A 21,872-nucleotide genomic window follows, 5' to 3' on the forward strand; every position below is an offset into this window, starting at 1 on the left:
CTGCCCGCGCGCGCAGGGGCGCCTTGATGCCTCGGCCCGCGCCCGGCTAAACCACGGCCACGGCCCGTCCGGGCGAAAACCGGGCGGGGCGGGATGCGCCTTTTCTCAACTTGGCCCGTGCCTTGCGCCGCGGCGGTCGATGTGCCGCCGACCGGGCCGGGGCGGGGGCGGAAACGGCGTGTTGATGTGTAACAGATGTGGGTTTATTGACCCATGTCATGTTCCGCTCGTCCAGGATGAGGAATGATCCCGGGCGACGTTGGGTTTCGGGGACTCGAATGCGGGATATAAGTGTTGAACTCGAGCATGGCTCGACGGGATGCCCTGATGGTTTCGTCGGTCTTGCTTTGGAGGCGATCGGGCGGCTTGTCGCGCGGCGCATGAACGGAGTGGCGGAACTGCAGACCGTGCTTGTGGACAGGATGGTCGAACTGGCAACGGGACCGGAGCTTGGCGCGATGGACCTGCTGTTCGAGGACTTCCGCGCCGCGCATGTCCCGGTTGAGGAGATCGCCACGCACTACATCCCCGAGGCGGCCCGGCAGATCGGCGCCGCCTGGGACAGTGACCGGATCGGCTTCGCGCAGGTGACGATCGCGATTTCGCGGCTGCAGGAATTGCTGCATGCGCTGCAAAGGCTGGTCACGACCGACTCGGTCGGCGGCACCAGCGGGGCAACCGTGCTTTTGATCGTGCCCCCGGGCGAGCAGCACACGCTTGGGTCGCTCATCGTGGCGATGGAGCTTCGCCGCCGGGGGGTGTCGGTGCGGATGCTCTTCGCTCCGGGGTTGAGCGATCTGTCGCGTTTGCTGGCGACAACCCGGTTTGATGCGGCTTTGATCACCGTCGGCAGCATGGACAGGGTTGAAATCTGCGCCAAACTTGTCAAAACCCTTTCCAGCCTCACGAAGGGGCGGATGCGCGTTGCGATCGGTGGCGCCATCGTATCGCAGCGTGCCGAAGCACTCGCAAGAACCGGGGCGGATCTGGTGACGAACGATCTTTCGCTCGTCATTTCCGAATTCTCTCTGGTATGACTGAAAACGGTTGTGGGTCGAGGAAGACGAGGGAAGGCTGACGAAGAGACACGGGTTGTGGAAAGGTTGCGGCCGTGACATCTGATGGAAGCTTCTTGATGCGACGGGAGGCCTTGCAAAGGGTCTCTCCCGAGCTTTTGGCTGACATCGTGACATCGGTCTGCGACATTGCGCTGATTGTGTCGCCCGGTCGTGTTGTCGAAACGGTGATGGTCAGCCCGCAGTTTGGCGCCGCGGAGCGTTTCGCGGATTGGCAGGGGGCGCGGCTGTCGCAGCTCTTCAGCCCGGAAAGCGCGCAGAAGCTGGAAAACCGGCTTGCTGACGGGCCGGAGCCCGGTCGCGCGCTGCAGCTGGAACTGACCCATTCCGCCGAGGCCTTCACCCTGCCGGTGCGCTACACCATTACCCGCTCGGGCGAGGATGGGACGCTGTTGCTGATCGGGCGCGACATGCAGCCCTTGGCCGAGGTGCAGCAGCAGTTGGTCAAGGCGCAGCTGGCGTTGGAACGCGATTACGAGGCGCAGCGCGAGATCGAGACCCGGTATCGCGTGCTGCTCGAGGCGCATCCGGCGCCGCTTTTGATCGTGTCGATGTCGACCGGGCGGATTGCCGATCTGAACCTGGCCGCGGCCGGGATGATCGGCGCCACCCGGGCCGAGCTGATCGATGCGCCGGTGGGGCAGGAGCTGGACGGGCGCCGCCGCGGCGAATTCCTGGAAAACCTGGCCAAGCTGGCCGGCTCGGACCCGCTGGGCGGGGTCGAGCTGACGATCCGCCGCTCGCGCCGCAAGGTGACGGTGACGGCGACGCTGTTCCGGGCCGCGGGCGACCGGCTGCTTTTGTGCCGTCTGGGCGAGGCTGAGGCCCGGCGTCCCCGCGTCGATGACACGGTCGAGCTGAGCGAGCGGCTCTTCCTCAAGGGCGTCGATGCGATGGTGTTTCTGGACGCCGACGGCACGATCCGGGCGGCGAATGACGCCTTTCTCTATCTGACCGATGCGGGCTCGGCGGCGCTGGTGCAGGGGCGGTCCTTTGCCGATTTCCTGTCGCGCGGGGCCGTCGACCTGAACGTGCTGCTTGATAACGTCAAGCGCATCGGCCATCTGCGCCATTACGTGACCCGGCTGAACACCGATTTCTCGGGGCAGGTCACGGTCGAGCTGTCGGCGACGCTGTTCCATGACCGGGCGACACCGACGATCGCGCTGGTGATCCGCGACAGCAACCTTGCCGATGCGACCCGGATCATGCCGGGGATGGCCAGCAACGAGGGGCTGCGCAACGTGATGCAGATGGTGGGCTATGCCACGCTGCGCGACATCGTTTCGGAGACCACCGAGATCATCGAGAAGATGTGCATCGAAACCGCGCTGGAGCTGACCGGCAACAACCGGGTGGCGGCGGCCGAGCTTTTGTCGCTGTCGCGGCAGTCGCTTTATGTGAAGCTGCGCAAGTTCGGCCTGCTGTCGAAGGACGCGGAATAACACTCCGGCCGGATTGACCGGGGCCAGCGCCGGGGTCGCGCGCGACATTGGCCTTGTCCTGCCGGGGCGGGGCGGCACCGGCGGTTATTGCTCCTGACGTTTCGCATCGCCGCATCATCGGCCGCCGCCGGATCGGCGCCGGGTCGATCGCCTTGCGGCCGAAATCCCTCATACCTGATTCACCTTTGCGGATCCGGGCCGCCGCAGGCGCCGCGGCGGCCGCTTTCCGGCCCCGGTGTTCCCGCTTTTCCCCCGCCTTTTTCCGGCTGCGCCACCCCGTCGCAGGCCCCCCTGACCCTGCTGGGGGGCTCAACCAGAATCAAGCGATATCAAAAGCTTGCGAGCGCGGCTTGCGCTCCGCGACAGGGGTGCGGCAATTTTCTGCATTTGACCTGTGCGATTTAATGTGGTTGGGATGCATGTCAACTGAGGTTTACACCTACGCCCTGGAGGGTCAGCCATGCGCATCCTTTTCGTCCACCCCAATTACCACTCCGGCGGGGCCGAGATCGCGGGGAACTGGCCCCCGTCGTGGGTCCCCTATCTTGCGGGTCACCTGAAAAAAGCGGGTTTTGACGATATCCATTTCATCGATGCGATGACGATGAACGTCTCGCATGACGAGCTGCGCAAGAAATTCGCCGAGCTGCAACCGGACCTGATCGGCGTGACCTCGATCACCCCCTCGATCTACGAGGCGGAAGAGACGCTGAAGATCGCCAAGGAAGTCGTGCCGAATGCGGTGCGCGTGCTGGGCGGCGTGCATGCGACCTTCATGTTCCGTCAGGTGCTCTCGGAGGCGCCCTGGGTCGACGTGATCGTGCGCGGCGAAGGCGAAGAGATCATGGTCGAACTGGCCAAATGCGTCTCTGAAGGCCGCTGGCCGGAAGACCGCGCCTCAATCAAGGGTCTGGCCTTCCATGACGGCAACGAGATCGTCGCGACGCAAGCTGCGCCGACCGTCAAGGACATCGACAGCCTGAAACCCGACTGGTCGCTGATCGACTGGAAACACTATATCTATATCCCGCTGGGCGTGCGCGTGGCGATTCCGAACATGGCGCGGGGCTGCCCCTTCACCTGTTCGTTCTGCTCGCAGTGGAAGTTCTGGCGTGACTACCGCGTCCGCTCGCCGAAAGCGGTGGTGGACGAGATCGAAGATCTGGTGACCAACTACGACGTCGGCTTCTTCATCCTGGCCGACGAGGAACCGACGATCAACAAGAAGAAATTCGTCGAATTCTGCCAGGAGATGATCGACCGCGGTCTGAACCACAAGGTCAAGTGGGGCATCAACACCCGCGTGACCGACATCTACCGCGACCGCGACCTGCTGAAATTCTACCGTGAGGCGGGCCTTGTCCACATCTCGCTCGGCACCGAAGCCGCGGCGCAGCTGAAGCTGGACCTGTTCAACAAGGAAACCACCGTCGCCGAGAACAAGGAGGCGATCCGCCTTCTGCGCGAGGCCGACATTTTCACCGAAGCGCAGTTCATCGTCGGCCTCGACAACGAGACCAAGGACACGCTGGAAGAAACCTTCCAGATGGCCTGGGACTGGCAGCCGGACCTGGCGAACTGGTCGATGTACACGCCCTGGCCCTTCACGCCGCTGTTCCAGGAGCTGCGCGATCAGGTCGAGGTCTTCGACTTCTCGAAATACAACTTCGTGACCCCGATCATGAAGCCGAAGGCGCTGACCCGCGGCGAGCTGCTGGACGGCGTGATGAAGAACTACCGTCGCTTCTACATGCGCAAGGCGCTGTTCCACTATCCGTGGCGCGGCACCGGCTTCCGCCGCCGCTATCTGCTCGGCTGCCTCAAGGCCTTCCTCAAGGCCGGGGTGGGGCGCACCTTCTATGACCTCGGCAAGGCCGGCTACTGGGGCCCGCAGACCAAGGACACCGTCGATTTCCACTTCGACGAGACCCGCAAGATCGCCGAGGCGCAGGTCGCCGACTGGGAAGCCGCCGCCGACCGTTCGCGCAAGCATAAGGAACGGCAGGAAGCGCTGCGCGCCCAGATGAAGGACCGCGCCGCCGACCGCAACACCGCGAACTTCGTGATGCCCGCGGATGCGGAAGACGAGTTCGACCTTTCGGCCGAGACGCACGAGGCGCGCAGCGCCGAACATGCGGCGATGGCCTGCGGGGGCGGCAAGGACCAGATGGTCGACGCCGCGGAATAAGAAGGAGTGACGGCCATGAGCGGTGCCGCGCCTGCGCCGCAAGATGACGAGCCCCGGATCGGGCCGAATGCCATCTTGCAAACGATCGGCGTGCTCGACCGCCACCTTGGCCGTGCCGAGCGTGACCGGGTGATGCGGCTGGCGGGCGTGCCCGTCCCGCCGCCTGACTCGGGGATGCTGCCGGAAAGCCAGTGCCGGGCCGTGCATCAGGCGCTGCGCGTCGATCAGGGCGAAGCTGCCGAGGGCCTTCTCTGGCTCTCGGGGCTGGCCACCGGCGACTATATCCTGGCCAACCGGATCCCCGGTTTTGCCAAGGCGATCATCCGCGTGCTGCCCGGGTTTCTGGGCGCACGCCTTCTTGCGGCGGCGATCACCAAACATGCCTGGACCTTTGTGGGGTCGGGGCGGTTCCGGGTCGAAAGCTTCCGCCCGCTGACCTTCCGCATCGATGACAATCCGCTGCGCGCCGCCGCGGCCGAACGCCCCTCGTGCTTCTGGCATGCGGCGGTGTTCGAACGGCTTTTCGGCACGCTTGTCTGGCCCGAGGTGACGGTGGAGGAAATCTCCTGCGCTTCGGTCAGCGGCGGCCCGTGCCTTTTTGTCCTGCATCCGCAGGGCAAGAAAACGGCTATGCCCAGCTCTGTCCATTCCGGCTGAGGCCCCTTCGGGCCTTGCCCCGCAACTTCCGGTGACCTGACCCCATGAGCGCCCAAGACCTTTCGCCCAGCCGCCGCAGCATTCCCGAACCGCGGGCGATGCTGGAACTGATCAAGCCGGTGACCTGGTTCCCGCCGATGTGGGCCTATCTGTGCGGCGCGGTGTCCTCGAACGTGCCGATCTGGGACAACAAGGGCGTCGTGGTGCTGGGCATCGTTCTGGCCGGTCCGATCGTCTGCGGCATGTCCCAGGCGGCGAATGACTGGTGCGACCGCCATGTCGATGCGATCAACGAGCCGCACCGGCCGATCCCCTCGGGGCGCATCCCGGGCTATTGGGGCCTTTATATCGCCATTGCCATGTCGCTTTTGTCGCTCGTCGTCGGCTGGCAGCTGGGAACCTGGGGCTTTGTCGCGACGCTTCTGGGCGTCGCCGCCGCCTGGGCCTATTCGGTGGAACCGATCCGGCTGAAACGCTCGGGCTGGTGGGGGCCGGGGCTGGTGGGGCTGGCCTATGAGGGCCTGCCCTGGATCACCGGCGCCGCCGTGCTTCTGGCCACCGCCGACAGCGCGCCGGGCTTTCCCATCGTGATGATGGCGACGCTTTACGCGCTTGGCGCGCATGGCATCATGACGATCAACGATTTCAAGGCGATCGAGGGCGACCGCAAGCTGGGCATCAAGTCGCTGCCCGCCGTTTATGGCCCCGAGGTCGCGGCGAAGATCGCCTGCACGGTGATGGGTCTGGCGCAATCGCTGGTCATCACCATGCTGTATCTGTTCTCGAAACCCTTCCACGCCACCGCCGTTCTGGTCCTGCTGTTCGGGCAGTTCTGGGCGATGTCGGTCTGGATGCGCGACCCCGAGGGCAAGGCGCCCTGGTATAACGGCACCGGCGTCGTGATGTATGTCTCGGGCATGATGATCACCGCCTTCGCGATCCGGGGCTTCACGGTATGACGCTCGGCTGGCTCCAGATTTTCCGGCTGGGGCTGGTGCAGCTGTGCATCGGCGCGGTGGTGGTGTTGACCACCTCGACGCTGAACCGGCTGATGGTGGTGGAACTGGCGCTGCCCGCGGTGCTGCCCGGCGCTTTGGTGGCGCTGCATTACGGGCTGCAGATCGCCCGGCCCGCCTGGGGGCTGCGCTCCGATACCAAGGGCAATCGCACCTTCTTTGTCATCCTGGGCATGGCGGTTCTGGCGCTTGGCGCCTTTCTGGCCGCGCTTGCCGTGGTGCTCTTTCCGCTCGCCTGGGGGCAGGCGCTTTTGCTCTCGATCTTCGCCTATGTGCTGATCGGCTTTGGCGTCGGCGCCTCGGGCACCTCGTTGCTGGCGCTTCTGGCCTCGGGGACTGAGCCGCGCCGCCGCGCCGCGGCCGCCACGATCACCTGGCTTTTGATGATCTTCGGCATCGCCGTCACCGCGGGGACGGTCGGCCATTTCCTCGACCCCTATTCGCCCGAACGCCTGCTGTGGATCGTGGCCATCGTCACCCTGGGCGCCGTGGTGCTGACCACGCTCGCCGTCTGGGGGATCGAACGGCGGCTCGACCATCCGGTCCCCGAGGACACGCCGCCGCGGCTGCTGGAAGGGCTGCGCGAGGTCTGGGCCGAACCGCAGGCCCGCGCCTTCACCTTTTTCCTGTTCCTCTCGATGACCGCCTATTTCCTGCAGGAACTGATCCTCGAACCCTATGCGGGGCTGGTCTTCGGCTTCACCGCCGGGGAAACGACCAAGCTGTCGGGGATGCAGAATGGCGGCGTGTTCTTCGGCATGCTGACGGTGGGGATTGCGCTCTCGGGGCTGAAGATCGGCACCCTGCGCGGCTGGGTGGTGGCGGGCTGCCTTGGCTCCTCGGCCGCGCTTGCCGCGATTGTCGTGCTCGGCCATCTGCCCGGCGCGGCGCTGATCCCGGCGGTGATCGGGCTTGGCTTCTTCAACGGCATTTTCGCCGTCGCGGCGATCGGCGCGATGATGGCGCTGGCGGGCGAGGGGCGGTCCTCGCGCGAGGGCACGCGGATGGGCCTTTGGGGCGCGGCGCAGGCGATTGCGGCGGGCTTTGGCGGCCTGCTGGGGGCGGGCGCGGCCGATCTGATGCGGTTTTTTCTGCCCGATGCCACGGCATTCGGGCTGGTTTTCGGGGCGCAGGCGCTCCTTTTCATCGTCGCGGCCGTGATGGCGACCGGAGTGGTCGCCGCACGGGGCGCGGCACGGGTTCCCACGGTCATGGCGGGTGAATGAGATGCAATATGATGCTTTCGTTGTCGGGGGCGGTCCTGCGGGATCGACGGCGGCATGGGATATGGCCCGCGCGGGTCTCAAGGTGGCCCTGCTGGACCGCGCAGGGCGCATCAAGCCCTGCGGCGGCGCGATCCCGCCGCGGCTGATCCGCGACTTTGACATTCCCGATCACCTGCTGGTGGCCAAGATCACCTCGGCGCGGATGATCTCGCCCACCGGCCGTTTCGTCGACATCCCGATCGAGAACGGCTTCGTCGGCATGGTCGACCGCGAGGATTACGACGAATGGCTGCGTGAGCGCGCGGGCAAGGCGGGGGCGGACCGGATCACCGGCACCTGGCTGCGGATCGAGCGGGACAGCGGCAAGACCGTCGTCGTCTGGCGCGACAAGGTCACCGGCGAGGAGATGAAGGCCGAGACCCGGGTGGTGATCGGCGCCGACGGGGCGAATTCGCAGGTGCGCAATGAAGTGCCCGCGACGAAGATCCCGCTCGTCTTCGCCTATCACGAGATCATCAAAGCGCCGACGACGGTGGCGAATTACGACCCGACGCGCTGCGATGTCTATTATGATGGCCGGATCAGCCCGGATTTCTATGGTTGGGTCTTCCCGCATGGCAAGACTGCCTCGATTGGCATGGGGACGGAACTGCCCGATGTCAGCCTGAAGGATTGCACGACGCTGCTTCGCCAGATGTCCGGGCTCGACAAGGAAGAGACGATCCGCAAGGAAGGCGCGCCGATCCCGCTGCAGCCGCTCGATGTCTGGGACAATGGCAAGGATGTGGTGCTTTCGGGCGATGCCGCGGGCGTCGTGGCGCCCTCCTCGGGCGAGGGGATCTATTACGCCCATGCCGGTGGCCGCTATGCGGCGCAAGCCGCGATGGCCTTCCTGAAATCGGGCAAGCCCGCCGATCTGAAGCTGGCGCGGGCCGGGTTCATGAAAGAGCACGGCACCGTCTTCAAGGTGCTGCGGATGATGCAGGACAAGTATTATCACAGCGACGACCGGCGCGAGCGCTTCGTCTCGCTTTGCCATGATGTCGATGTGCAGCGCATGACGTTCGAGAGCTACATGAACAAGAAGATGACGAAGTTCCAGCCGATGAAGAACCTGAAGATCGGCTTCAAGAACCTGGCGCATCTCTCCGGCCTCGTGCCGCCGCAATGGACCTGATCATGGCTCAGGATATGATCCCCGCCTGGGTGGAGGGCGTGCTGCAACCCGTCGAGAAGCTGGAGGCCCACCGCAAGGGCCTGCGGCATCTGGCGATTTCGGTTTTCGTGACGCGCGGCAACAAGGTGCTTTTGCAGCAGCGCGCGCTGTCGAAATATCACACGCCAGGGCTTTGGGCGAATACCTGCTGCACCCATCCCTATTGGGGCGAGGACGCGCCCACCTGCGCCGCGCGGCGTCTGGGGCAGGAGCTGGGCATCGTCGGGCTGAAGCTGCGCCACATGGGGCAGCTGGAATACCGGGCCGATGTGAACAACGGCATGGTCGAGCATGAGGTGGTCGATGTCTTCACCGCCGAAGCGCCCGAGGGGATCGAGCCGCAGCCCGATCCCGCAGAAGTGGCCGATACCGAATGGGTGCGCATCGACGCGCTGCGCTCGGAGATCCACGCCAATCCGGAACGCTTCACGCCCTGGCTGAAGATCTATATCGAGCAGCACCGCGACATGATCTTTCCGCCGGTGACCGCCTGAGATTTCGCCCGGGGCGCTTGCGCCTCGGGCGACCCGCCGGGGGCCCCGCCCCCGGACCCCCGGGATATTTGGGGCAAGATGAAACAAATGACTGTCCGTCTGAGGGGGGACAGCCGTAGCCACCCCTGCTTTTCCTTGGCAAAATACGCCGGGGGGTGCGGGGGGCGGAGCCCCCCGCGGGTCGCCTCGGGCTTGCCCGAGGCGAAATCTCACCCCTCGAGCCAGTCCAGAATCATCCCCGAAAGCCCGTCCGGCGCCACCTCGTGGATCAGATGTCCGCCGTCGATCCGCTTGAGCGCCGCCATCGGCAGGAACCGCGCCGCATCGGCCGAGACATGGGCGGGCACCGCCCGGTCACCCGTTCCCGCGATCAGGAACACCGGTTTCGCGATCCGGGGCAGGGCGCCGATCAGCGGCCCCAGCTCCCATTGCGCCATCATCCGCAGCCCGCCATCGACATGTTCGGGGTTCTGGATCAGCGCCGTATATTGCGCCTTGCCCGCGGCATCGATCACCGAGCCGGTCATGTCGAGCAGCTGGCTGATCCGTTGCCGAGAGGCGCCAAACCGCGTCACCAGCGGCGCGGTGAAGGGCAGGGCGGCCAGGCCCCGCGCCATCATCGGGAAGACCACCCCCGCCACGCCCTCGAAATGATCCAGTGCCGCGTTGATCCCCACCACCCGCGGCACCGGCGTCTCCAGCGCCAGTTGCAGCGCGATGGCGCCGCCCGCGGAATGGCCGATCACCGCCGCGGGCGTGACATGCAGATGCTGGCAGAGCTTCCACAGATCCTCGGCCATCGGCCTCAGGCCAAAGCGGTGGCGCGCGGTCGAGCGCGAACAGCCATGCCCCGGCAGATCCGGCACGATCACCCGATAGCGTGCGCAAAGTCCCGGGATCATCCGCCGAAAGCTGTGCCCCGAAGCGCCAAGCCCATGCAGCAAAAGCAACACCGGCCCGTCAGCCGGGCCGGTGTCGATCACCCACCAGTCGATGGGCCCGACCCTGCGTCGCGTTGCGGCCGACCGATAGGGCCAGTTTGCCGGCAACGCGCGTGGGTCCATCGTTACGCCTCCAGAGCCGCTCCCAGAACGTCGGCCATCTTGTGCGCCGTCGCCCTTGGCAGGGCAATGTAATGGGCGTCCATGGTGCGGGCAAGGTCAACGAGCGCCGGATTGGGCCGCATCGCCGTGTCGATGATCACCGCGGGCATGCCGCTTGCGCGGATCGCCCGGGCAACCTTGGTGGCCTGTTCCCCCGCCAATTCGCGGTTCGCCGTGCCATCCAGCGCGATATTGCCGCGCCCATCGGTCAACAGCGCGATCGTCGGCGTCATGCCGCGCGAACGCGCCTGTTTCGCCGTCGCCATCGCCATTTCCATCCCGCTCGCAAGCGGCGTGCCACCGCCCCCCGGCAGGCCCTGCAGCTGCCGCTTCGTCTGCGTCAGCGAGCGCGAGGGTTGCAGCAGCACCTGTGCCGCCGTGCCGCGGAAGGTGATCAGCGACACATGGTCCCGCGCCGCATAGGCCCGGCCCAGCAGCAGTTCCACCGCGCCCTTGGCCTCGGAAAGCCGCGCCACCGCCGCCGAGCCCGAGGCATCGACGGCAAAGATCAGCACGCGGTCGGACATTTCCTTGCGCCGCTTGATGTGGATGTCCGAGCTTTCGACCAGCAGCACCCGTTCGGTGCCCGCAGGCGCCTGACGCCGCCGCAGCCCCTGCCAAGGCGCGGCAGAGCGCAGGGTGGCGACCAGATCGATCTTGGCGTCATCCTCCAGCTTGCCCTTGCGCGAGGGCAGGGGGCGGCCGCGACGGTTGCCGATCTGCTCTTGCCCGGCGCCCTGACCGCCAGAGGCGGCCCGCAACCGGCTGCCCATGTTCAGCGTTTGCAAGATGTTGTCGGGCAGCATCGCGCGGACGGCCTCGACCACGATCTCGGGCGGAATGCCGTCAAGCGGGTCGATCTGATCCTGCTCGTCCTGCTGGTTTTCGCCCTCGTTTTGCTCGGGCGGTTCCGGCGGCGGCGGAGGAGGGGGCGGCGGCGCCTCTTGCAGCGGCAGCGCCCGATGCGCCAGCGTCAGTTCCGCGGCATGCAGCACGTCTTCGGCCCCGACCGTGGTGCGGCCCGCCAGAGCGGTCAGGATCCGCGCCGCGGTCAGCGCCAGCATCGGTGCGCGCAGGCTGGAAATGCCGAGCTGCCGACAGCCCTCGACAATCTCGCTCACCCGTTCGGCGGGCATCTGCACCTGCGGCAGCAGTTCGCGGGCGCGTTCCACCTTCGCGGTGTCGGGCAAAAGCCCCGGCCCGTCGATCGTGCGCACCTCGGAGAGATCGACGAAAAGCCCGAGCCGGTCGGCCACCGCATGCGGCAAGGCCTCGTCCGGTTCGGCGGCTTCATCCAGCGCGATCAGCGCGTGCTGTCGCAGATCCAGCGCCTGCGCCAGACGCGCGCCCAGCTTTGCCGTGCAGCGTTCGGCCATCGGCAGGATGAAGACGCTGGGCCGGTCCAGCAACCCGCCCTTCAGGACGGGTTTGCCGGAATGCAGCGTCTCGGCCACGTCAAGGCCACCGTAAAGCGCGCCATCGTCCACATTCGGCGGCAGACGGCGCAGCGCCATCGGGAAGGGCAGCTTGGCCAGCGTGTCGGTGAAGGCGAGCCGGATCGGACCGGCGCGCGAGCGCAGCCACAATCCGCCGACCGCGGCGGGGTCGACCGTCAGCACCGCAAGGGCCGACTTCAGGCGTTCGTGGTCCATGTTACGGCAACGTTTCTTCGACCGTCCGGGCCACGCGGGCCGTCGAGCCGGCTTCATCCAGGGGATCGCGGCGCAGACGGTGCGACAGCGCCATCGTTGCCACCCGCTTCAGGTGATCGCGGCCGACCGCCGCAGCCCCTTCCAGCGCCGCAAGGGCACGGGCAGAGCGCAAAAGCGTCAGCTCGCCGCGCAGACCGTCGGACCCCAGCGCGATGCAGAGCGCGGCGCAGTCATAAAGCGCGGTGTTCGGCGCCTCGACCTTCGGCAGCTGCTCGCGCGCCGCAAGGATCTTGTTGCGGATCTCCATGTCCTTCGGCCGCCATTCCTCAAGGAAGGCCTTCGGATCGGCGTCATAGGTGTCGCGACGACGGATCACCTCGACCCGGGTTTCGACATCGCGGGGCGACAGAACCTCGACCGAAAGGCCGAAACGGTCCAGAAGCTGCGGCCGCAGGTCGCCCTCTTCGGGGTTGCCCGAGCCGACCAGAACGAAGCGGGCGGGGTGACGGATCGACAGACCGTCGCGTTCGACCACGTTCTCGCCCGATTGCGCCACGTCGAGCAGCAGATCGACGATGTGATCTTCCAACAGGTTGCATTCGTCGATGTAAAGATAGCCGCGGTTGGCCCGCGCCAGCAGGCCCGGCTCGAACGCCTTTTCCCCCTTCGAGATCGCGCGCTCGATATCCAGCGCCCCCACCACGCGGTCTTCCGACACGCCCAGCGGCAGATCGACGACCGGGGTCGGCTTGCGGATCACGTTGGTCGACAGAACGGTCGCCCAGTCCGGGATCATCTCGACCGAAGGCGAGGAGACCGGGCAGCCCTCGACCGCCTCGATCTCGGGCAAAAGCGCCGCCAGCGCCCGCACCGCGGTCGATTTGCCGGTGCCGCGGTCACCAAAGACCAGAACGCCGCCGATGCCGGGATCAACCGCGGTCAACAGCAGCGCCAGTTTCATGTCTTCCTGACCGACGATGGCCGAAAAGGGAAAGACGGGTCTCGTCTTCGCGCCCGAAGCAGAGGGTTGAAGTCGAGCGACGGCGGTAGTCATGCAGTTTCCCTTTCCAAGACTTGGCTGGCGAGCGGGTCCTTGCCCATCCAGCTTCCCTCGGTCCCGAGCAGGCGGAACCGGGCATAGAGTTCTTCGGTGAACCAACCTTCTTCACGCGCAGCGCGGATCGCCCTGCCATGCGGCGTATCGCCGCGGGCGAAGGCGTTCATCTTTGCCACATCCGGCCAGATCGAGAAAGTCACCTGATGGAACAGGGGAATTTCCCCGATCCCGATCTTGAACATCAGGTTCTGATCCTCGCCGACCTTTTCGGAAATCTTCGGCACGCGCGACCAGAAGGCATTGGCCTTGTGCGGCTTGATCGCGGCGCGGGTCAGCGCCACCACGGGCTCGTCGCCGCTGGGCTCCATCGCCTGTTCGGGCAGGAACGGATTGACGCCGCCCCAGGTGCCGCGCGCCGAAAGCGGTTGCAGATGCAGCACAAGCGTTTCCGCGGCATGCGTCCGCCAGCGCTTCCAGACCGGGTGGTTCGTGGTCACGTCGCGGGCGTCAGCCTCGGTGTCGAAGGCCGCCATGATTGCCCAGACGCGCCAGTTCGGCTTGGGCGTGAACCCCTCGCCGGTGCCGGAGCCGCAAAGCTTGTAGAACTTCACCCTTGGCTCGTCGTTCAAGGGGCGACGTGACAGGATCATCTGGCTGATGACCCAGGGCAGCGAGCTTGTGCCGTCAAAACGGAACAGGCTGAGTGAGGCGACAGGCATCTACGTCCTCCCCTATGAAGTGTAACGTGATATTTACATGTCTGTCCCTTGTAATGGAAGGCCTCAGACGTTTTGTCGCGAGACAGCGTCGGCAGTTGTAAATCGGAATTGACGGCCTATCATCCCCCCAATGCAACCAAAAACTACCGAAGAGACCATGTCCAAGAACACAGAAGGTATGGGGCGCGCCGTTGTCATCGGTGCCGGCCTCGGCGGTCTTGCTGCAGCGATGCGGCTGGGCGCGAAAGGTTACAAGGTGACGGTCGTCGATCGTCTGGATCGGCCCGGCGGGCGTGGGTCTTCGATCACCAAGGGCGGGTATCGATTCGACCTCGGGCCGACCATCGTCACGGTGCCGGATCGTCTGCGCGAGCTTTGGGCAGATTGCGGGCGCGATTTCGACAAGGACGTGAAACTCGTCGCGATGGAGCCCTTCTACACCATCGATTTCCCCGATGGCGAGAAATACACCGCCTATGGCGATGACGCCAAGGTCAAGGCGGAAGTGGCGCGGATCAGCCCCGGCGATGTCGAGGGCTTCCGCCATTTCATGTGGGACGCCAAGGCCCGCTATGAATTCGGCTACGAGAACCTTGGCCGCAAGCCGATGAGCAAGCTGTGGGACCTGATCAAGGTTCTGCCGACCTTCGGCTGGCTGCGCGCCGACCGTTCGGTCTATGCCCATGCCAAGAAAATGGTGAAGGACGACCACCTGCGCTTCGCGCTGTCGTTCCACCCGCTCTTCATCGGCGGTGACCCCTTCCATGTCACCTCGATGTATATCCTTGTCAGCCAGCTCGAGAAGAAATTCGGCGTGCATTACGCGATCGGCGGCGTGCAGGCGATTGCCGATGCGATGGCCAAGGTGATCACCGATCAGGGCGGCGAGATGCGGATGAACACCGAGGTCGACGAGATCCTGGTGTCGCGCGACGGCAAGGCCACCGGCATCCGGCTGATGGATGGCACCGAGCTTCCGGCGCAGGTCGTGGTCTCGAACGCCGATGCGGGTCACACCTACAAGCGGCTTCTGCGCAACCGCGACCGCTGGCGCTGGACCGACGAGAAGCTCGACAAGAAGCGCTGGTCGATGGGGCTTTTCGTCTGGTATTTCGGCACCAAGGGCACGGCAAAGATGTGGAAGGATGTGGGCCACCACACCGTCGTCGTCGGGCCGCGCTACAAGGAACATGTGCAGGACATCTTCATCAAGGGCGAGCTGGCCGAGGACATGAGCCTTTATGTCCACCGTCCCTCGGTCACCGATCCGACCGCGGCGCCGAAGGGCGACGACACGTTCTACGTCCTCTCGCCGGTGCCGAACCTTGGCTTCGACAATGGCGTCGACTGGTCGGTCGAGGCCGAGAAATACAAGGCCAAGGTCTTGAAAGTGATCGAGGAACGGCTGTTGCCGGGGATCGGCGAGAAGATCACCGAGGAAGTGGTCTTCACGCCGGAAACCTTCCGCGACCGCTATCTCTCGCCCTTGGGCGCCGGGTTCTCGCTGGAACCGCGGATCCTGCAATCGGCCTGGTTCCGCCCGCATAACGCCTCGGAAGAGGTGGACGGGCTCTATCTGGTCGGCGCGGGCACCCATCCGGGCGCCGGTGTGCCCTCGGTGATCGGCTCGGGCGAGCTGGTCGCGCAGATGATCCCGGATGCGCCGAGGCCCGAGACCCCGGCGGCGGCACCGAAGGCCCGGACCCCCCGGGCCAAGGCGGCGCAATGATCTCGACCGAGGATATGGAGATCTGCCGGGAGCTGATCCGCACCGGCAGCTACTCCTTCCATGCGGCGTCGAGGGTTCTGCCAGCGCGGGTGAGAGACCCCGCGCTGGCGCTTTACGCCTTTTGCCGGATCGCCGATGACGAGGTGGACGAGGTCGGTCCGCGCGACAAGGCGGCGGCCGTGTGCAAGCTGGGCGACCGGCTGGAGGAGATCTACGCCGGCCGTCCGCGCAACACCCCTTGCGACCGCGCCTTTGCGGCGGTGGTCGAGGAATTCGAGATGCCGCGGGAATTGCCCGAGGCGCTGCTGGAGGGGCTGGCCTGGGATGCCGAGGGGCGGTGGTATCACACGCTCTCCGACGTGCAGTCCTATTCGGCGCGGGTGGCGGCGGCTGTCGGCGCGATGATGTGCGTGCTGATGCGGGTGCGCAATCCCGATGCGCTGGCGCGGGCCTGTGATCTGGGCCTTGCCATGCAGATGTCGAACATTGCCCGCGACGTGGGCGAGGATGCGCGCGCCGGGCGGCTGTTCCTGCCCGTCGACTGGATGCTTGAGGAGGGGGTCGATCCGCACGCCTTCCTGCGCGATCCGCAGCCGGGCCCGGGTATCCGCCGGGTGACCGAGCGGCTTTTGAACCGTGCCGACCGGCTTTACTGGCGTGCCGCGACCGGGGTGCGGCTTCTGCCCTTCGACTGTCGGCCGGGGATCGTGGCCGCGGGCAAGATCTATGCCGCGATCGGCGCCGAGGTGGCGAAGGCGAAATACGACAACATCACCCGGCGTGCGCACACGACCAAGGGTCGCAAGCTGTGGCTGGTGGCCAATTCCGCGATGACGGCGACCGCGGGTGCGGTGCTGCCGCTCTCGCCGCGGGTGCATGCCAAGCCTGAGCCCGAGGTGGCCTTTCTGGTCGATGCCGCCGCGCATCGCAACCTGCATCCCGAACGCTCGGAGGTGCTGATCGCGGCGCTGATGGCGCTGAAAGCGCGGGACCGCGGGCTGGTGATCGACCGGGCCTCGTGACCGGGCTTCGTGACGCTGCCCCCTGACGGGGGGGCGCGACGGTTCGTCACTGGACGTGTGCGCGCCCCGGGTCCACAACGGGGCGTGTCCACAACCGGAGGCTATCATGAGCCTGACTCTGTTTGCCGTCTATTTCGTCGCCTGTGCCTGCGCGGGCGCAACCGGAGCGATCTTCAGCCCGGGCGCGTGGTATGAGAGCCTGAAGAAGCCGAGCTGGGTGCCGCCGAACTGGCTGTTTCCCGTCGCCTGGTCCACGCTTTACATCCTGATGTCGATTTCGGCCGCGCGGATTTCCGGGCTGGCGATGGAGAATGAACTGGCCGTGCTGGGTCTGGCCTTCTGGGCGGTGCAGATCGCGGTCAACACGCTTTGGACGCCGATCTTCTTCGGTTTGCGGCGTCTGGGTGGCGGGATGCTGGTGCTGACGCTGCTCTGGCTGAGCGTCTTTGCCACCTGCGTCCTGTTCTGGAGCGTCGACTGGCTGTCGGGGCTGATGTTCGTGCCCTATGTGATCTGGGTGACGGTGGCCGGGGCGCTGAATTTCAGCGTCTGGCGGCTCAATCCGGGGGAAAAGCCGGTCACGCTCTGACAGGCGCCTGCCCCCGAGGCGTGAAGGCCCCGCCGGTAGCACCGGCGGGGCCTTTTCGTCAGTCCTTGTGCTTCCATCCGGCGCGGCGCGGCACCCGCACCGCCAGCATCGGCTTCAGCACCGGCTGGCGGAACCGCACCAGATCCAGCGCCTCGTGCATGCCCACCGTTTCCTCGCCGTCGATCTGCGTGCGCATCAGCGCGCGCGAATAGAAGGGCGCCTCCAGCAGCGAATAGACCCCCGCCGGATGCGCCCCGGCATCGCAGCGGGTCTCGCGCCGCACGAACCAGGGCGTGCGCTTCATCTTCACCAGCGGCGGCGGGGTCTCGATCTCGCAGACCGAGCCATCGGGGTTGATCTGCACCGCCAGCGCCACCTTGGTCCGGTCAAGCCGCGTCGCATCGTAAAAACACACCGTCCGGTCTTTCAGCGGGAACCGCCCCCAGGTCCAGAACGAGAAATCCTCCTCCAGCGCGCGGGTGCCGAAATTGGCGTCGAAATAGCCATGCCCGGTCCATTTGTGACCGGGCGCCAGATCCACCTCGACATCGGCGATGGGCGCAAAGGGCCGCCAGGTGTGGCCCGCATCGGGCGTCAGCCGCACCTCGACCCCGGTCACCGCCCGCGGCGTCAGCACGACGCGCCCCTTGAGCTTGCCGAGCTTCGGCAGCGCGCCCCATTCATCGACATCGATGACCAGCTCCTTGCCGGTCCAGGTCAGCTTCGACGGCCCGACCTGAAAGCTGTCGCGCGACTGCCGCAGCGCGGATCGCCCGCGGTCGGTCATCGTGAACCGGCCATCGGTGCCGGTCGTCACCATGTTGATGCAGCAGTGGTTTTGCGGCTCGCGACGGCCCGACCAGCGATACCACGGGCTGAAGACCGAGCCGATGAAGGCGATCATCGAAAACGCCTTTTCGCCGTCGTCGGAGATGCCGTCGCAATACCACCAGGCGTAGCCGTTCGGCCCTACTTCGCGGCGGAAATCCGGTCCGCCAGCAAGGCCCGTGCTGCATGCGTCCCGGAAGTCAGCGCCATGGGCACCCCGGCACCCGGGTGCGTTCCCCCACCCGCCAGATAAAGCCCCCGCAGCCCCGTCCGCGCCAGGGGCCGCCGGAACGTCGCCAGCGTCCCCTCCGGCGAGCCGCCGTAGATCGCCCCCAGCGAGCCCGGGAACCGCCGCGACAGAAGCGCCGGTGTCGTCAGTGCCCGGCTTTCCGGATCCGGGCTGAAGCTCAGCCCCATTGATGCCAGAATGGGGAAGGTGCGTGCCCTGCATTGTGCCTCCTCCTGAGGAAAGGGTTGATGGCCTGCGGGGCCGTTCATGATGATCTCGAAACGCTCGATCTCGGGCACAGGGGCCTGCATCTCGCGGTCCTGCGCACAGATATAGAGCGTCGGCTCCTCGGGCATCTCGCCCGCGCCGATCGGGCCGAATTCCAGTTCGGGATCGGCGGTGAAAAAGACGTTGTGATGCGCGAGGTCAACGCCCTGTGGGGTGGCACCAAAGGCCCAGACCCAGGCCGAGAGGCTGGGGGCGGGGCGGGGCGATTTCTCCATCGAGGCGCGGGCGGCAGCGCCCAGAAGCCCGTCGCGCAAAGCGCCCGGGTCGCCGTTGAAGATGCAGGCAGAGCAGGGGATCGAGGCGCCGGTCTCGATCTCGACCGCAGTCACCCGGCCTTCCTTGCGCACGATGCGCTTGGCCTTGGCGCCGTAATGGAACCGGACGCCCTTCGCTTCGGCCACCCGGGCCAGCGCGGCGGCGACGCCATGCATCCCCTCGCGGATCGCCCAGACGCCCTGCACCTCGGCCTGCCAGATCAGCGACAGCACCGCGGGCGTCGCCCCCGGACGGCCGCCGACATAGGTGGCGTAGCGGCCGAAAAGCTGCGCCAGCCGCGGGTCCTTGAAATGATGGGCGAGCAGGTCGCGCATCGTCAGCCCGGGGCGCAGCGCGGGCCAGAGCCGCGGATGCGTCGCGGTGGCGGCGGCGATTCGCCAAAGGTCCGGTTTCGGCGCCGCTATCACCGAGCGGTGGAACGCCTCCCAGAGCCCGACCGTCAACTGATCGAAGCGGCGGAATGCCGCAGCCTCCTTGTCACCGGCAAAGGCGCGGATCGCCTCGATATTGGCTTCGGTGTCGGTGAACAGATCTAGGCTGGAGCCGTCGGGCCAGAAATGCCGGGCGAGTCGGGGCAGGGGGATCAGCGTCAGATGCTCCTCGGCGCGGGTGCCGCAGGCGGCAAAGAGCGCATCCAGAACATGTCGCATCGTCAAGACCGTGGGCCCCGTATCCGCAGGCCCGCCCGGTGTCGGAACCGCCCTTGCCTTGCCGCCGGGGCCGTCGCCCGCCTCAACCACCGTGACCCGAAGGCCTGCCGTCGCCGCACCGATGGCGGCCGCAAGGCCCCCCATTCCGGCGCCGATCACCACGACGTCCGTTTCACTCCGCATTGCTCGCTCCCGCACGCACCGCCATCCGCACCCGCTCGGGAGTGCAATTTTGTCCCATATTCCTGGGTGTAACTTTCAGTTTACACAGGTAGGTGCGAATGCCAATGTGCGTCGTGACGCAGCGGAGGGCTCTGTCATGTCTCTGGATAAACGTATCGAGTTGGCGCTGGTCAAGGCGCTGTCGCCCGAAGCTTTGAGCGAATCTCCGCCTTTGCTTGCCGCCGCGCTGCCTTACGGGGTGTTTCCCGGCGGTGCGCGGATCCGGCCGACGATCTTGGTTTCGGTCGCGATGGCCTGTGGCGACGATTGTCCCGCCGTCACCGATGCCGCAGCTGTGGCGCTGGAGCTGATGCATTGCGCCAGCCTTGTGCATGACGATCTGCCCGCCTTCGACAATGCCGATATCCGCCGCGGCAAGCCCAGCCTGCACAAGGCCTATAACGAGCCGCTGGCGGTTCTGGCGGGCGACAGCCTGCTGATCCGCGGCTTCGAGGTTCTGGCCGATGTCGGCGCCGTCAACCCGGAGCGGGCGCTGAAGCTGATTTCGAAGCTTGGTCAGCTTTCGGGCGCGCGCGGCGGGATCTGCGCCGGTCAGGCCTGGGAAAGCGAAGCCAAGGTCGATCTGGCCGCCTATCATCAGGCGAAGACCGGGGCGCTGTTCATTGCCGCGACGCAGATGGGGGCGATTGCGGCGGGCTATGACGCCGATCCCTGGTTCGATCTCGGCATGCGGATCGGCTCGGCCTTCCAGATCGCCGACGATCTGAAAGACGCGCTGATGTCGGCCGAGGCGATGGGCAAGCCCGCCGGGCAGGATATCGCGAACGAGCGCCCGAATGCGGTCAAGACGATGGGCATCGAGGGCGCGCGCAAACATCTGCAGGACGTTCTGGCGGGCGCGATCGCCTCGATCCCGTCCTGCCCCGGTGAGGCGAAGCTGGCGCAGATGGTGCAGCTTTACGCCCACAAGATCATGGATATCCCGGCCAGCGCCGAGAGGGGCTGATCGTGCCGAAGGACGATCACGAGGGCGCGACGGCCGACCGGACCTCGGCGCCGACAGCAGCGGGAAAGCAGCCGCAGGTTCCGGGCCAGCCCGGGGCGGCGCCGGTGCAGCCGGGGCGGGTGAATTTCTTCACCCGGATCGCGCTGTCGCAACGGCTGCATGAACTTTTTGAGCGCATGCCGCTGATGAACCGCGTCACCCGGCGCGAGGGCGAGGCGCTGTTCGACATCGTTTCGGGTTTCGTGCAAAGCCAGGTTCTGCTGGCGATCGTCGAATTCCGGGTGCTGCATATTCTGGCCGGGGCCTCCTGGCCCCTGCCTGCGCTGGCCGAACGGACCGGGCTGGCCGAGGATCGGCTGGCGGTGCTGATGCAGGCCGCCGCCGCCCTGAAGCTGGTGAAGTTCCGCCGCGGTCTGTGGCAGCTCGCCCCGCGCGGCGCCGCCTTCATCACCGTGCCCGGGCTCGAGGCGATGGTGCGCCATCACCCCGTGCTTTATCGCGATCTGGCCGATCCGGTGGCCTTCCTGAAAGGCGATATCGAACCCGAGCTGGCGGGCTTCTGGCCCTATGTCTTCGGGCCGCTGGCGCAGGAAGATGCGGGTCTGGCCGAGCGTTATTCGCAGCTGATGGCTGACAGCCAGCGCGTCGTCGCCGATGACACTTTGCGGCTCGTCGATCTGCGTGGCGCCAAGCGGGTGATGGATGTGGGCGGCGGCACCGGGGCCTTCCTGCGCGTCGTCGCCAAGCTTTACCCCGAGCTGCCCTTGACGCTGTTCGATCTGCCGCATGTGCTGGCGGTGGCGGACCGCTTCAGCCCGAAGCTGGATTTCGCGCCGGGCAGTTTCCGCGACGATCCGATCCCGCAGGGCGCCGATGTCATCACTTTGGTGCGCGTGCTGTATGATCATCCTGACAGTGTCGTCGAACCGCTTCTGGCCAAGGTGCATGCCGCGCTGCCGCCGGGCGGGCGTTTGATCATCTCGGAGGCGATGGCGGGCGGGGCAAAACCCGACCGCGCCTGCGATGTCTATTTCGCCTTCTACACGATGGCGATGAGTTCGGGGCGCACGCGATCCCCCGAAGAGATCAAGCACATGCTTGAAAAGGCCGGGTTCACCAAGGTTTCCAAGCCGCGGAGCCTGCGCCCCTTCATCACCTCGGTGATCGAGGCCGAACGCGGCTGACACGGCTGCGTTCGGACCCGGCTCTGACCCGGGGGGCAG

At 66.3% G+C, this 21,872-nt stretch carries 19 protein-coding genes; 13 read left to right on the top strand and 6 right to left on the bottom strand.

Features of this window, described 5'->3' with window-relative positions:
• The first annotated feature begins 218 nt into the window (after positions 1 to 218).
• The 8 genes from AC4PTB_RS03660 (at position 219) to idi (ending at position 9,318) form a co-directional block, all read left to right on the top strand.
• Positions 219 to 1,037 (top strand): cobalamin B12-binding domain-containing protein, encoded by an 819-nt coding sequence (locus tag AC4PTB_RS03660; RefSeq protein ID WP_492191744.1) that lies wholly within the window; start codon positions 219 to 221, stop codon positions 1,035 to 1,037.
• 98 nt (positions 1,038 to 1,135) lie between these two features.
• Positions 1,136 to 2,521: a transcriptional regulator PpsR gene (gene ppsR / locus AC4PTB_RS03665; protein ID WP_492191745.1), complete on the top strand. Its 1,386-nt coding sequence runs from the start codon at positions 1,136 to 1,138 to the stop codon at positions 2,519 to 2,521.
• Positions 2,522 to 2,981: 460 nt separating this feature from the next.
• Positions 2,982 to 4,709, top strand: coding sequence for a magnesium-protoporphyrin IX monomethyl ester anaerobic oxidative cyclase (gene bchE / locus AC4PTB_RS03670; RefSeq protein ID WP_492191746.1), 1,728 nt, complete (start codon positions 2,982 to 2,984; stop codon positions 4,707 to 4,709).
• Positions 4,710 to 4,724: 15 nt separating this feature from the next.
• Positions 4,725 to 5,366 carry a bacteriochlorophyll 4-vinyl reductase gene (gene bchJ, locus AC4PTB_RS03675; RefSeq protein WP_492191747.1) on the top strand — a complete coding sequence of 214 codons (642 nt, stop codon included), beginning with the start codon at positions 4,725 to 4,727 and terminating at the stop codon, positions 5,364 to 5,366.
• A gap of 44 nt (positions 5,367 to 5,410) precedes the next feature.
• A complete protein-coding gene (gene chlG, locus AC4PTB_RS03680; protein WP_492191748.1) occupies positions 5,411 to 6,325 on the top strand; it encodes a chlorophyll synthase ChlG in 915 nt (304 codons plus the stop codon).
• A complete protein-coding gene (locus AC4PTB_RS03685) occupies positions 6,322 to 7,608 on the top strand; it encodes a BCD family MFS transporter (RefSeq protein ID WP_492191749.1) in 1,287 nt (428 codons plus the stop codon). Before chlG ends, AC4PTB_RS03685 begins: the two co-directional genes overlap by 4 nt.
• Position 7,609: 1 nt before the next feature.
• Entirely contained in the window at positions 7,610 to 8,785 is a 1,176-nt protein-coding gene (locus tag AC4PTB_RS03690; protein ID WP_492191750.1) for a geranylgeranyl diphosphate reductase, read from the top strand.
• Positions 8,776 to 9,318 (top strand): isopentenyl-diphosphate Delta-isomerase, encoded by a 543-nt coding sequence (gene idi / locus AC4PTB_RS03695; RefSeq protein WP_492191751.1) that lies wholly within the window; start codon positions 8,776 to 8,778, stop codon positions 9,316 to 9,318. Before AC4PTB_RS03690 ends, idi begins: the two co-directional genes overlap by 10 nt.
• 209 nt (positions 9,319 to 9,527) lie before the next feature.
• On the opposite strand, the gene bchO is transcribed toward idi, so the two are convergent.
• From bchO to crtA, 4 genes are read right to left on the bottom strand one after another with little or no spacing between them, the layout of a single operon-like run.
• Positions 9,528 to 10,382 carry an alpha/beta fold hydrolase BchO gene (bchO, locus tag AC4PTB_RS03700; RefSeq protein ID WP_492191752.1) on the bottom strand — a complete coding sequence of 285 codons (855 nt, stop codon included), beginning with the start codon at positions 10,380 to 10,382 and terminating at the stop codon, positions 9,528 to 9,530.
• A gap of 2 nt (positions 10,383 to 10,384) precedes the next feature.
• Positions 10,385 to 12,073 carry a magnesium chelatase subunit D gene (locus AC4PTB_RS03705; protein ID WP_492191753.1) on the bottom strand — a complete coding sequence of 563 codons (1,689 nt, stop codon included), beginning with the start codon at positions 12,071 to 12,073 and terminating at the stop codon, positions 10,385 to 10,387.
• A 1-nt stretch (position 12,074) separates the two neighbouring features.
• Positions 12,075 to 13,127 carry a magnesium chelatase ATPase subunit I gene (bchI, locus tag AC4PTB_RS03710; RefSeq protein WP_492191754.1) on the bottom strand — a complete coding sequence of 351 codons (1,053 nt, stop codon included), beginning with the start codon at positions 13,125 to 13,127 and terminating at the stop codon, positions 12,075 to 12,077.
• A complete protein-coding gene (gene crtA / locus AC4PTB_RS03715) occupies positions 13,124 to 13,849 on the bottom strand; it encodes a spheroidene monooxygenase (RefSeq protein ID WP_492191755.1) in 726 nt (241 codons plus the stop codon). The genes bchI and crtA overlap by 4 nt, the downstream gene beginning before the upstream one ends.
• Before the next feature lie 157 nt (positions 13,850 to 14,006).
• Between crtA and AC4PTB_RS03720 the strand changes: the two genes are divergently transcribed.
• The 3 genes from AC4PTB_RS03720 to tspO all read left to right on the top strand — a co-directional run bounded on the left by AC4PTB_RS03720 (position 14,007) and on the right by tspO (position 17,189).
• Entirely contained in the window at positions 14,007 to 15,578 is a 1,572-nt protein-coding gene (locus AC4PTB_RS03720) for a phytoene desaturase (protein ID WP_492191756.1), read from the top strand.
• On the top strand, positions 15,575 to 16,600 hold the full coding sequence (gene crtB / locus AC4PTB_RS03725; protein ID WP_492191757.1) for a 15-cis-phytoene synthase: 1,026 nt from the start codon (positions 15,575 to 15,577) through the stop codon (positions 16,598 to 16,600). The genes AC4PTB_RS03720 and crtB overlap by 4 nt, the downstream gene beginning before the upstream one ends.
• A 106-nt stretch (positions 16,601 to 16,706) precedes the next feature.
• Positions 16,707 to 17,189 carry a tryptophan-rich sensory protein TspO gene (tspO, locus tag AC4PTB_RS03730; RefSeq protein ID WP_492191758.1) on the top strand — a complete coding sequence of 161 codons (483 nt, stop codon included), beginning with the start codon at positions 16,707 to 16,709 and terminating at the stop codon, positions 17,187 to 17,189.
• 58 nt (positions 17,190 to 17,247) lie between these two features.
• Here tspO and crtC read toward each other — a convergent pair whose 3' ends face one another.
• Positions 17,248 to 18,093 carry a carotenoid 1,2-hydratase gene (gene crtC / locus AC4PTB_RS03735; protein ID WP_492191759.1) on the bottom strand — a complete coding sequence of 282 codons (846 nt, stop codon included), beginning with the start codon at positions 18,091 to 18,093 and terminating at the stop codon, positions 17,248 to 17,250.
• 65 nt (positions 18,094 to 18,158) lie between these two features.
• Positions 18,159 to 19,643: a 1-hydroxycarotenoid 3,4-desaturase CrtD gene (gene crtD, locus AC4PTB_RS03740; RefSeq protein ID WP_492191760.1), complete on the bottom strand. Its 1,485-nt coding sequence runs from the start codon at positions 19,641 to 19,643 to the stop codon at positions 18,159 to 18,161.
• 136 nt (positions 19,644 to 19,779) lie between these two features.
• Here crtD and AC4PTB_RS03745 point away from each other — a divergent pair, with 136 nt between their 5' ends.
• Positions 19,780 to 20,649 carry a polyprenyl synthetase family protein gene (locus tag AC4PTB_RS03745; protein WP_492191761.1) on the top strand — a complete coding sequence of 290 codons (870 nt, stop codon included), beginning with the start codon at positions 19,780 to 19,782 and terminating at the stop codon, positions 20,647 to 20,649.
• 2 nt (positions 20,650 to 20,651) lie between these two features.
• The gene (locus AC4PTB_RS03750; protein ID WP_492191762.1) at positions 20,652 to 21,833 is read left to right on the top strand and encodes a methyltransferase; all 1,182 of its coding nucleotides are present in this window, start codon (positions 20,652 to 20,654) and stop codon (positions 21,831 to 21,833) included.
• Positions 21,834 to 21,872: the final 39 nt, after the last annotated feature.

The sequence above is a fragment of the Rhodobacter sp. 4.3.4 genome, assembly GCF_058724655.1.